6 protein-coding genes and 1 pseudogene are annotated in these 12,513 nt (G+C 59.6%); 3 read left to right on the forward strand and 4 right to left on the reverse strand.

The genetic code is table 11. From position 1 onward, the window contains the following. Nucleotides 1-5: 5 nt before the first annotated feature. Nucleotides 6-1,370, forward strand: coding sequence for a hypothetical protein (locus OMP38_RS07910; protein ID WP_277564591.1), 1,365 nt, complete (start codon nucleotides 6-8; stop codon nucleotides 1,368-1,370). A 200-nt stretch (nucleotides 1,371-1,570) separates the two neighbouring features. Next, nucleotides 1,571-1,942, forward strand: coding sequence for a helix-turn-helix domain-containing protein (locus OMP38_RS07915; RefSeq protein WP_090110849.1), 372 nt, complete (start codon nucleotides 1,571-1,573; stop codon nucleotides 1,940-1,942). A gap of 704 nt (nucleotides 1,943-2,646) precedes the next feature. Here OMP38_RS07915 and gltB read toward each other — a convergent pair. Then, a pseudogene (gene gltB / locus OMP38_RS07920) lies at nucleotides 2,647-7,252 on the reverse strand (glutamate synthase large subunit). 356 nt (nucleotides 7,253-7,608) lie between these two features. Between gltB and OMP38_RS07925 the strand changes: the two are divergent. Beyond that, entirely contained in the window at nucleotides 7,609-8,913 is a 1,305-nt protein-coding gene (locus tag OMP38_RS07925; RefSeq protein WP_277564592.1) for an SGNH/GDSL hydrolase family protein, read from the forward strand. A gap of 252 nt (nucleotides 8,914-9,165) precedes the next feature. Here the strand turns inward: OMP38_RS07925 and OMP38_RS07930 are convergent, their stop codons facing one another. From OMP38_RS07930 to OMP38_RS07940, 3 genes are all read right to left on the reverse strand, one after another. Beyond that, nucleotides 9,166-9,882, reverse strand: coding sequence for a hypothetical protein (locus OMP38_RS07930; RefSeq protein ID WP_277564593.1), 717 nt, complete (start codon nucleotides 9,880-9,882; stop codon nucleotides 9,166-9,168). Between the two features lie 2 nt (nucleotides 9,883-9,884). Then, complete coding sequence (locus tag OMP38_RS07935; protein WP_277564594.1) at nucleotides 9,885-11,201, reverse strand: Ig-like domain-containing protein; 1,317 nt, start codon at nucleotides 11,199-11,201, stop codon at nucleotides 9,885-9,887. A gap of 405 nt (nucleotides 11,202-11,606) precedes the next feature. Next, nucleotides 11,607-12,500 (reverse strand): YhgE/Pip family protein, encoded by an 894-nt coding sequence (locus OMP38_RS07940; RefSeq protein WP_420869597.1) that lies wholly within the window; start codon nucleotides 12,498-12,500, stop codon nucleotides 11,607-11,609. Nucleotides 12,501-12,513: the final 13 nt, after the last annotated feature.

The following is a 12,513-nucleotide window of genomic DNA, read 5'->3' on the forward strand; positions in this document are numbered from 1 at the left end:
GCGTTTTGCTCGATAATGACGTCGGCCACGTCTATTTTTACGACTGTATGTTAAGCGGTCTCATTGGCGTATATTGTCGGCGTAATGCCGGAGATTATTATTTTGAAGGATGCGACATCACGGGAACGTTTTGCGGCGTGCTGTTCGGAGTCAAGCCCTATGCCAATCATAACGGAGGGTTTGGCGCCCAGTTCAATCGCGTTCATATGGGCTTTTCTCCTTATTCGATTTATCAAGCCATAGATGACTCGGACGTATATGGATCTGCAAGCACCGTAATCGGTCTTAGTTGCATTTTCAATACGGTTCAACACGAGCAAATCGGAGAAGCGGCGATTAAATTACTGCCTAAATCCGAATCGAAAATTAGAGTGACCGGCGGATTCGGATTGAGCTGGAGTTTGCATACTTACTCAAGTCCGCGCCAAGGCTGGCAGTTCGCGCTCCCCGACTCCCTGATGCCTGCGGACAAGCGCCAACAATACGCCGCTTGGTTCGGCATACTGCGAGACAGCGACGTACCACGCGGATCTGTCACCGGCAATCTTAGACCATCGTCTGCGCCCGGGGCCCTCGGTTCAACGAGAATCGAAAAGCTTGCGGCGACCTCCGATCTGGACGGACTGACGCCGGATTATACGACCGTCGTAACAAAGGAACCCTATGTCGAGATCAATTTGAATGCCGGCACCCTGTATCGCGATCGAACGAATCGGGGCTTCAACCCTGTCGGGAGAGGCAACTTGCTGCAAAATCCGGAAGATCCGGCGTCTTATAAGGTAACCGGAGGCCGTTTAAGCGCTGCGAGCCCTGGAACGTTCGCTTCGCTTGGAGGCGCAGTGAGCGAAGAATTGGGATCTTCTCCGGTCATTTTGCAATTCACGCCGTCATCGCAAGCAGCAGCTCCTTGTTTAATTCAAATCTTGCTTGCAAAGGCACCCTACGTTGCGCCCGCCGTCCCTTTGTCGTTAAGTTTATGGACCTATACGGACTCCCTAAGCGGTATAAACGTCAAGCTGAACGCAACGGACTTAGGTACGACGGTTAATCGAATTTTCTACAATCAAACCGTATATCCCAAAGGCGCTTGGACCAAAATTACCGGCGTCGACGGGACGCCGATCGACGGCAGCGTGGCTTTTCAGATGATGTCCATCGAGCTTCCTCGGGACCGTCCAACCTACTTCGCCGGACTGATGGTCTCCGAAGGCCCATTAGCCGCCTATTCCCCGCGCTATCATATCTCCGCCGACGACGACATCGAACTGGTGCGGCCGGGCGACGGCTTGATTCTGACATCGCCGGGCGGCAAACGGTACCGTCTGACCGTCGACGATCAAGGCCGGATAAACCTTGCACCGCTGACCTAAACGCGAGACAAACGGCTCGGCCCTTGCCCGCTGTAGGGACAAGGGCCTTCTTAGGGGCATATGTATATCAATCAGATACATAACGTATACTGACTATAAAGATAGCTTAACATAACTTAATGTGACGTTTTGTATCAACTAATGCAAATGTATCGCTAAACGTTTATCATAAAGTGACGGGATAAAAGGAGGGAATTCGTATGAATATTGGCAGCCGCATCGCCTATCTTCGTGATCAATCCGGCTGGACACAAGAAGAATTGTCCTCTTCCCTTGGCATTACCAGGGCCGCCCTTTCGCATTACGAGAAAAACAGGCGCGAACCTGATACGGAAATGCTGACCAAGTTGGCCGATCTGTTCCAGGTTTCGATCGACTATCTTGTGGGAAGAACGCACCAGCCCCAGATGACGTTAGATGCTGAAGTGCGCCAGTTCACCGATCAATTAGAGCTCTCCGACGCCGACCAGCTGCTGGAGAGCTTCGCGTTAACGATCGACGGCCGGCGGCTGTCCAAGGAAGAAGCCAAGCGCTTTATCGCTTTTATAAGAGCAGAGAGATCGCTGGGCTGAACGCACGATTTGGCGCGTCATGTGCAAGATACCCCGATGCCGCTTGGGGGCGGCCGGGGTATTTTTCTTTTTACACGGTATTCTGTTGATTTTCTTTCCGTTGTTCTTCCTTTTCGAACGCTTCCCATTTGCTGACGTCGATGCCAAGCTGGGTAAGAATGGTATGAATGCTAATCTCGACTGGGCTGTTCCCGGACGATTCTAAGCGTGGATCCCTCTCCCTCTCCATCTCCGCACCAAAATCCCCTCTCTGGAAAATGAAACCTAATTCAACTAATCCTTATTATAAGGGACAAGGAATGCGGAGGGTGTCGAGTGATGTATGTCTCCGTATTTTTTTTATCGTCAAGCCGGAATAGAGAGCTGAAATGCCTTGTCCGATCCTACCTGGGACATGCGCTCCGGCTCGCGCATGAAAGACTTGAGGCTCTAGGGAAGCTTCTCTGACATATGGGCTAAAAGTCGGCGAACCCGCGTATCGCGCGGGATTGAAGGCTCAGGCCCTCTCATGAAGCCGATTTCAAAAAGCGCATTCCCGCAATCGGTATTGTCGCATTTCGGGTAGAAAAAAAATACGGAACGGAGCGGGAAACCACCCGCTTCATTCCGTATTTTTATGTCTTAAAAGTCTGTTTTATTCCCGTTCTTCCCGCTTTTTCTGCAGTCGAACGATTGTGCCGATTGTCGTCATACCGCGAAAATCGTCAATTGCCGCCGACGCGCGACAAGTCGCGCATATTGGCTTCGAAGGCGGCCAGGAGGGCTTGCTCTCCGCTCAGACCCTGCGCCTTCACCTTCTCGATCTGCTCCATCATCCGCTTGTAGTCTTTCGGGATGACCTTGACGATCTTCGGCAAGACGGCTTCCCAATCGCTCAGGACGCGCTCGCCCAGCTCGCTGTCGGTATAGCGGACATGGTTTTCGATCAAGCCGCGGACTTCGGCGATCTCGCGTTCTTCCTCGAGCGACTCCAGGCTAACCATTTCGAAATTGCAGCGCTTGACGAAGTCGCCGTTCCAATCCACGACGTACGCGATGCCTCCGGACATGCCGGCGGCAAAGTTGCGTCCGGTGCGGCCCAGAATAACGACGCGTCCGCCCGTCATGTATTCGCAGCCGTGGTCGCCGACGCCTTCGACGACGACGTTCGCGCCGCTGTTGCGAACCGCGAACCGCTCGCCTGCGACGCCGCGGATATACGCTTCGCCGCCCGTAGCGCCGTACAGCGCCGTATTGCCGGCGATGATGTTGTCCTCGGCCTTAAAGGTCGCGGACTGCGAAGGGAACACGGCAATCTTGCCGCCCGACAGGCCCTTGCCGATGTAGTCGTTGGCGTCGCCTTCGAGCGTCAGCGTCATGCCCTTCGGGATAAACGCGCCGAAGCTCTGTCCGGCCGTGCCGACGAAGTGGAACGCGATCGTGTCTTCAGGCAGACCGGCCTTGCCGTGACGGCTCGTCACCTCGTGGCCGACGATCGTGCCGACGACGCGGTTCGTATTCTTGATCGGGAACGTGCCGCGCACGCGCTCGCCGCTCTCGATCGCGGGGAGCGCCGCCTGCAGCAGATGCTGCATGTCGAGCGACTCCTCGAGGCCGTGGTTCTGCGACTTGCGGTTGAAGCGGAACGAGCCCTCGGGCAGCTCCGGCATATACAGCAGATCGGTCAGGTCCACGCCCTTCGCCTTGAAGTGCGAGACCGCCTTCTTCGTATCCAGGCGGTCCGTACGTCCGACCATCTCTTCGATGGTGCGGAAGCCCAGCTGCGCCATGATCTCGCGAAGCTCCTCGGCGAGGAAGCGCATGTAGTTAACCACATACTCCGGATCGCCCATGAACTTCTTGCGAAGCTCGGGGTTTTGCGTCGCGACGCCGACCGGGCAGGTGTCGAGCTGGCACACGCGCATCATGATGCAGCCCAGCACGACGAGCGGAGCGGTCGAGAAGCCGTACTCCTCGGCGCCCAGCAGCGCGGCGATCGCGATGTCGCGTCCGGTCATCATCTTGCCGTCCGTCTCCACGACGACGCGGTCGCGCAGATTGTTCAGAATCAGCGTCTGGTGCGTCTCGGCGAGACCGAGCTCCCACGGCAGGCCCGCGTGGCGGATCGAGCCGATCGGCGAAGCGCCGGTGCCGCCGTCGTAGCCGCTGACGAGGATGACGTCCGCGCGTCCCTTGGCTACGCCTGCCGCGATCGTGCCTACGCCGACCTCGGAGACGAGCTTGACGTTGATGCGCGCCTTCGGGTTGGCGTTCTTCAGATCATGGATCAGCTCGGCCAGATCCTCGATCGAATAGATATCGTGATGCGGCGGCGGCGAGATGAGGCCTACGCCCGGCGTCGTGCCGCGCACTTCGGCGACCCAAGGATACACCTTGCGGCCCATCAGCTGTCCGCCTTCTCCCGGCTTCGCGCCTTGCGCCATCTTGATCTGGATCTCGTCGGCGTTGGACAGATAGTAGCTCGTGACGCCGAAGCGTCCCGAAGCGACCTGCTTGATCGCGCTGCGGCGGGAATCGCCGTTGGCGTCCGGAATGAAGCGAGCCGGATCTTCGCCGCCTTCGCCCGAGTTGGACTTGCCGCCGATGCGGTTCATCGCGATCGCGAGCGATTCGTGCGCTTCCTTCGAGATCGAGCCGAACGACATCGCGCCGGACTTGAACCGCTTGAAGATCGACTCGGCCGGTTCGACCTCTTCGATCGGCACCGGCGGCTGGTCGAACTTAAAGTCGAGCAGCGAGCGCAGCGTGCGGATCTCCTCGTATTCGCCTTGGACGAGCGAGGAGAACTTTTTTGTACAGGTTGTAGTCGTTGGAACGCGTCGCCATCTGCAGCGTGTGGATCGTCTTCGGGTTGAAGAGGTGATCCTCGCCGTCCTTGCGCCACTGGTAATCGCCGCCGGAATCGAGCTCGTGCTCTGCGCCCTCTTGCGTCGCGAACGCGCGGGCATGGGCCTTCAGCGTATCGCTCGCGATCGTCTCGAGGCCGACGCCGCCGATCCGGGACGGCGTCCACGTGAAGTGACTGTCGATCAGATCGCCCCGCAGGCCGATCGCTTCGAAGATCTGCGCGCCGCGGTACGATTGGATCGTGGAGATGCCCATCTTGGACAGCACCTTCACGACGCCCTTATTGGCAGCCTTCAGATAGTTCTTGACGGCCTTCTCATGCGAGATATTGCGCAGCATACCCTGACGGATCAGGTCGTCGAGCGTCTCGAACGCCAGGTACGGATTCACCGCGCTGACGCCGTAGCCGATCAGCAGCGCGAAATGATGCACCTCGCGCGGCTCGCCGGATTCGAGAAGGATGCTGACCTTGGTCCGCGTGCCTTGACGGATCAGATGGTGATGGACCGTCGATACGGCGAGCAGCGAAGGGATGGCCGCATTGTCGGCGTCGATGCCGCGGTCGGACAGGATCAAAATGTTGTGGCCGTGCTTCATGACGCGATCGACCGCTGCGCACAGCTCGTCGAGCGCCTTCTTCAGGCCCGCTTCGCCTTCGCCAGCCGGGAAGTAGATCGGCAGCGTGATCGACTTGAAGCCCGGACGATGGACATGGCGCAGCTTGGCGAAGTCCTCGTTGGACAGGATCGGCGACACGAGACGAATATGGCGGCAGCTCTCCGGCTCCGGCTTGAGCAGATTGCGCTCCGGTCCGACCGTCGTGTAGGTGGACGTGACGATCTCCTCGCGGATCGCGTCGATCGGCGGGTTCGTCACCTGCGCGAACAGCTGCTTAAAGTAGTTGAACAACCGCTGCGGACGGTCGGACAGCACCGCGAGCGGCGCGTCGTAGCCCATCGAAGCGAGCGGCTCGACGCCTGCGGTGGCCATCGGCTCGATGATCTTGCGCACGTCCTCGAACGAGTAGCCGAACGCCTGCTGGCGCTGCTGTACCGTCGCGTGGTCGAGCTCGGGCAGCTCGAGCGCCTCGGGCAGCTCCTCGAGGTCGACGAGATGCTCGTTCAGCCATTCGCGATAAGGATGCTCGGAGACGATCGCCTTCTTGAGCTCCTCGTCGGCGATGATGCGGCCTTCCTTGGTGTCGACCATCAGCATGCGGCCCGGACGCAAACGGTCTTTAAGCACGATCTCTTCCTGCGGAATCTCGATGACGCCGGCTTCGGAAGCCATGATGATGATGTCGTCCTTCGTCACGCAATAGCGCGCAGGGCGCAGACCGTTGCGGTCCAGTACCGCGCCGATCTGAACGCCGTCGGTAAAGCCCATCGCGGCAGGACCGTCCCACGGCTCCATCAGCGTGCTGTGATATTCGTAGAAGGCGCGCTTGTCGTCGTCCATCTGCTCGTCGTTCTGCCAAGGCTCGGGTACCATCATCATCGCGCAGTGCGCGAGCGGGCGGCCGGCCAGGTACATGAACTCGAACGTATTGTCGAACTTGCCCGTGTCGGAGCCGTCATGATTGATGACCGGCTTAACCTTCTCCAGATCGTCGCCGAAAAGCTCGGATTCGAACAACGTCTGGCGGGCGTGCATCCAGTTCTCGTTGCCGCGCAGCGTGTTGATCTCTCCGTTGTGGATCAGATAATGGAACGGATGCGCGCGCTCCCAGCTCGGGAATGTGTTCGTCGAGAAACGGGAGTGGACGAGCGCGATCGCCGAAACGAGCGCGGGATCGTGAAGCTCCGTATAGAAATGGCCGACCTGCTCCGTCGTGAGCATGCCTTTGTAGATGATCTTCTTGGAAGAGAGGCTTGGCACGTAGAAGATCTCGCCGTCCGGAATGCCGGAGTAGCGGATCGCCTTCTCGGCGCGCTTGCGGAGCACGTACAGCTTGCGCTCATAAGCCAGATCGTCCGCGAGAACGGCCGGACGCCCGACGAATACTTGGCGCACGAACGGCTTGACGCGCTTCGCCGAAATGCCCAGCGTGCTGTCGTCGGTCGGAACCGTACGCCATCCGATGACGGACAGGCCCTCTTCCGTCGCGATCCCTTCGAACAGCGCTTCATGCTCGGCGCGGCGCGAATCGTCCTGCGTCAGGAATACCATGCCGACCGCATACTGTCCGGGTTCCGGCAGGGAAAATCCGAGCGGACCGGTCTCTCGCGCGAAAAAATCGTGCGGAATCTGCAGCAGAATGCCCGCTCCGTCTCCGGAGTTCGGCTCGGCGCCTTGGCCGCCGCGATGCTCCATGTTAATAAGAAGACTTAAGGCTTGCTCGACGATCTCATGCGACTTCCGGCCTTTGATATGGGCGACGAATCCCATCCCGCAAGCATCCCGCTCATATTGCGGATCGTACAGCCCCTGCTTCGGGGGCAATCCGTTCACGAATTGTGTCATGATGAAGCGCAACCTTTCTATAGAAAAAATGGGGTGTCGAGAGCCAACGGTTCGACGGCGTCCGGCCGGTCAAATAAAGTTCGGCGAACGGCAGGCGGGATGCGGCGCGGAATAATATGATCTGCTACAATATTATTGGCAGCGCATGAACGCCCGAATAATCGAAGGAAAACGGCGAGGTAACGGGAAATCGTTCGGGATTTGCTTCGAAAATTCGTGCAAAACTAATAAATATACCTTTTTTATTGTTATGCTATTTTAACATTACAGCGTCAGCAAAGGCAATTTAATATTTTTATGAAGGCGATAATCAATGTTTGGCTGATCCCGCAGCCCGCCTTCGGAAGGAGAAAGATATGAAGATTCAAGCAAGACGCCGCTCTGCGGCGCTGCTCGTCGCCCTCGCCGTAGGCGCCGTCCCGGTCGCCGCTCATGCCGCGGGCGAGCAGACCGCGCCGACCGCGGCAGCGCACGACGCATTCAAGATCGTGGCGCTCGGCGACTCGATCTCGCTGGGCTACGAGCCTGGCGTGACCCGCGCCGCCGACATATACGGTTATGCGGACAGGTTATATGTCAACGCGCTGCTTCACGGACGCGCGGAGCTCGCCAACTACGGCGCGCTGGGCTTGCAGAACGCCGGTCTGACCCAGCTGCTTGCCGGCGCCGCCGAGGGCCGCAAGCTGACGGCGGACGACCTGCAGGACTACGCCGCCTACGATCCCGCCGCCAAAGCCCAAGCGGATGCGGTAGCCGCTGGCGCCCCCGCGCTTCGGGACAGCCTGGCCGATGCGGATCTCGTTGCGCTCACGATCGGCGGCAACGATTTTGCCGCTCTCGTCCGCGACCTCGTCGGCAAGACCGGCGGCGACGCCGCGGCTTCCTTCGAGAAGACGTTTGACGAAAAGCTGAATAATTATGCAGAACAATTGCAAGCCAACCTTCGTACGCTTCGCAGCCTCGCGCCTCAGGCGCGCATTGAAGTCGCCGATCAATATTCGCCCGTATCCAAAATCGTGGGCGACTCGCTCTACGCCGAGCTGAACGCCTCGATCGCCAAGCTGAGCGCCAAACTCGACGAACTTAAGACCTCGCTCGCTGCCGAAGGCGTAGCGATCGACATCGTACATATCGGCGGCGCGTTCCAAGGCAAGGAAGCCCTGTACACGCACTTCAGCCCTGTTTTCGGCGTGACCGACATCCATCCGACCCAAGCCGGCTACGAAACGATCGCGCGTGCGTTCGCGGCTCCGGTCTGGCCGGATTATACGGAGATTGCCCCTTCGGATAAGGCGGCGAATCCCGCGCCGACCGTCTATATCAAAGGCAAGCTGCTCACGACGCAGAACAAGCCTCAGCTGAAGAGCAACACGACCTTCCTGGCCTTAAGCGACATCGCCGCTGCGACGGGCGCCGAGCTGCTGTGGGACAACAAGACCAAGACCGCCACGTTCAAGCAAAACGGCCGCGAGGTGAAGCTCACGATCGGCGCAAAATCCATCGTCATAGGCGGCGTGAAGCAGGCGCTGAACGTGCCCGCCTACTTGCAGACGGTCGGCAAAGAAAGCAAAACGTACGTCCCGCTCGCCGCGATCACGCAAGGGCTCGACTATCAGGTCGTCTACCAGGCCAAGCTGCACACGGCATTCATCAATTCTTGATTTTAAAAAAATTACTTCCTTATTAAGGAGTCGCCCGCGAGCCATTCGCGGGCGATTTTTTCATGTCAATCGTTCCTGCGGGCGCTCTACGCGCGTAAATCAAGCAATAACGAGTTCGTCGTTCAGTTGCGCTTATGCTTTACAGGATGGCACTCTCGCCGATTGACTATGCAATATAGAATTTCGTGTCGCAGATTAAAGGCCGCCCTCGGCCCAATCGGACCGGAGGCGGCCTTGCAAAAAGCCGGAGCCTTATTTCACTTTGACGCGCACGTTTACCGTTTTGCCGCCGTATGCGGCCTTGACGGTCACGCTGCCTTTACCGACCGCCGTCACGACGCCCCCGGTCACCTTGGCGACCTTGGTGGACGAAGCCGTCCAGGCTGAGAAAGCGGTCACGTCCAGCGTTCTTCCGTTTTCGTAGATCGCCGTCACCTTGACCGCGTCCGTCGCGCCGACGGCCAGATCCAGCGACGGATCCGATACGGCGAGCTTGGTCAGCTTCGCCTTTACGGTCACCGGTACGCTCAACGTCTTGCCTTGGTACTTGGCCGTCAGCTTGGTCGTGCCTTCGGCTAGCGACTTCGCGGAGCTGCCCTTGACCGTGGCGACCGTCTCGTCCTCGGACGTCCAGACCATGCGCGAGCTGAGGTTGATGAGCTTGCCGGACTTCGTCTTGCCGGTTACCTTGACGCTCTGCGTCTTGTTCAGCGTGAGAGTAAGGGCCGACGGCTCGATCGCGTAGCTCACGTATTCTTCCTCGACGGTAGCCGTTACCTTCACCGTCTTGTTCAGGTACGTGCCGGTCAGCGTCGTCTTGACCGCCAGCAGCCCTTTCACGGAGGCATCCTTGACGAGCACGCTTGTCGAGGCGGACTTCCAGACGACGTCCGCGCTGATGTCGGCTTCGTCGCCGTCTTCATAAACTGCGGTTACCTTCGGCAGCGATACCATCTGGCCGATGATCAAGCTTACATCTTCCTGCTCCGGCAGCAGCGTGAGCACCTTTTTTGCTGACCGTGACTTCGAGCGTATCCGAATAGGCAGCCCCCCGAAGTCACCGTCGCGGTCAGCGTCGCCTTGCCCGCCTTCAGCGCGGTCCACTTGCCGTCTTCGTCGATGCTGAGCACCGTGCTGTCGGAGGAGGTCCACTTGGCCAGCTTGCTCACGTCGGCCTTCGTCTCGTCCAGCGCCTTGCCCGTCACTTGCGGCAGATCGCCCGTGTCGTCGACATACACTTCAAGCTTGTCCTTCGCGATCTCGATCTCGCTGACCGTCGGATAGACCGTCACGGACAGCTCCTTGACCATGCTCTTGTACGTAAGCTTGACGGTCGCGGTGCCCTTGCCCCGGGGCGTGACGGTGGCAGTGGCGCCGCTGCCGCTGACGGAGATCACGTTCAGGTTCGTGGACTCCCACTGGGCTTCATCAGTTAACGTATAATTGTCGGCACCTTTTACCGTCTTCGCCGTGATCGTCAGCTTCGCGCCGGACAGCGACAGGTGCTGCGCCGTGCTCGGCGTGAAGACGATGGCTTCGAACGGCGTACGGACCGCTACGGCAGCCGTAGCCGACACGCCGAGGTAGGTCGCGGTGATCGTCGTGGTACCCGCCGCTACCGGCGTCACTTTGCCGGCTTCGTCCACGGTCGCGACGGCTTCGTTGCTGCTTTTCCAGGTTGCCTTCTCGGTGACCGGCTCATTCGATACGGAGGCGCCCAGGACCTTCGCAACGAGCGGCATGGCGGGTTCGCCGACCTGCATCTCGAACGGTCCTTTAACGCCGTTCGCGTCCGAGATGGACATCGACTTGTACGGCGACGTCACGGTCAGCTCGATCGTATCCGCGCGGCCTTGGTACTTGGCCGTGATCGTCGCCTTGCCGGCTGCGTTAAGGGTCAGCTTGCCTGCGCTGACACTGACGACGGACGCATCCGAGGAGGTCCAAGTCGCCTTGTCGGTCAGTTCCTCCAGCGCGCCGCCGTTGACGCCTTTGGCTTTGAGCGAGATGTCTTGGCCGAGCTGGACGTCCATCTTGTTCCCCGCGTCGGCCGAAGAGTCCCCGATGAGAAGCTTGAGCTCGGAGTAATGATACTTGGCGGTGAGCGTCACGCTCGCCGAGTAGCCTTGGTATTTGCCGGTGATGACGACATTGTTCGCTTCGCCCGTCGCGGTCACGACGCCCTTGGAGACGGATACCGCCGAATTGGACGATACCCATGTCGCGTCGTTCGTCACGTTGATCGTCGAGCTTCCGCCGCTCGTGCTGTCCGTGCTCGTCGCCCACAAAAGAAGGCTCAGGGAGCCGTCGTCGATGTATATCGTTTTTTCGGTGTCGTTCAGCTCGTCCAGCTTGACGGACGTAATCGTCGTAGCAGCCTTAACGGCCCCCCGTAGTGCCCAGCACCCCCGAAAACAATAGCGCGGCCAGAAGCGCCGCCGTCAGCCGTCCCAGTCTTCCGATCCGGCTTCGCGGCGGTCTTTGGGTCATCATCATCTTGTGTTCGTGCCTCCTAATCTTGAATTCCCGGTATTGGCAAAAAAGGACAGTCTTATCATCAATAACGGCTTGCAAGCGATGAAAATGAATAAAAACGCCGAAAATCGGGACATAAGTCTCAAAAAAAACGAGCGACACCCCCGCCGCCCATTCGGCTGGATGTCGCTCTCTACCTCTATAATACGCCGCTCGGCTTAAGCCTGCAGCGTGCCGAGCTCGGTCTGCGCCGGCCGGATCTTGCGGCTGCGAAGCGCGAACAATCCGAGCGTCAGCGCGACGAACGCCGCCGCGAACGCCGCCAGATCGAGCAGCTGCTCGCCGATCAGCGAAGGCGCGCGGCCCGCGAGCGCGAGACGCAGCGCTTCGATCGCGTGCGTCATCGGCATCCATTCGCCGATCGTTTGTAGCCAGTGCGGCAGCAGTTCTTTCGGATACGTGCCCTCGCTTGCAGCCAATTGCAGCGTGAGCAGGACGACGGCGACGAAACGCCCGACCGTGTCCGCCAGCGAGACGAGGAACTGCACGATGGTCATGTAGGTCAATGCGATGACCGCGCTGATGCCGTAAAAGGCGGCGACATCCGGCACCTTCAGCCCGATGCCGTAGATCAGCACCGTGTCGGCGAGCGCCACCTGCAGCAGCACGACCGGCGCGAACAGCAGCAGCTTGGACGCGTACCAGGTCCAGCCGTTCTTCACCTTGCCCGCCGCGTCGCGCAGCGGCAGGATGACGGTCGACATGAGCACGCCGACGTAGAGGCCGAGCGCCAGGAAGTACGGCGCCATGCCCGTGCCGTAGTTCGGCACGTCCGTCAACTTGTGCTCGGAGACGGCGATCGGATCGGCGAACATTTCCGCCTGTCCGTCTCCGCTTTTCACGCTGCCGGCTTCCGCGGAAGCCTCCTGCAGCTTGGCGCCCAGCTCGCTCGAGCCGCTCTCAAGCTTGTGCAGCCCATTCTCGAGCGACGCCGAACCGTCCGCCAGCCGCGTTGCCCCGCTCTTCACCGTCCCCGCGCCGGAGCCGGCGCTCTCGATGCCGCTCGCGAGCGTGCCCGCGCCCGCCGCCAGCTTGCCCGCGCCGCCGGCCAACCGCGCCGCGCCG

Origin of the sequence: Cohnella ginsengisoli (assembly GCF_029525555.1) — a bacterium.
In the GTDB taxonomy this organism is placed as follows: Bacteria; Bacillota; Bacilli; order Paenibacillales; family Paenibacillaceae; genus Cohnella; species Cohnella ginsengisoli.

What these genes read in the sequence shown, in the direction of transcription:
- OMP38_RS07915 (WP_090110849.1), top strand. Translation starts at nt 1,571, where the DNA reads ATGAATATTGGCAGCCGCATCGCCTATCTTCGTGATCAATCCGGCTGG.
- OMP38_RS07925 (WP_277564592.1), top strand. Translation starts at nt 7,609, where the DNA reads ATGAAGATTCAAGCAAGACGCCGCTCTGCGGCGCTGCTCGTCGCCCTC.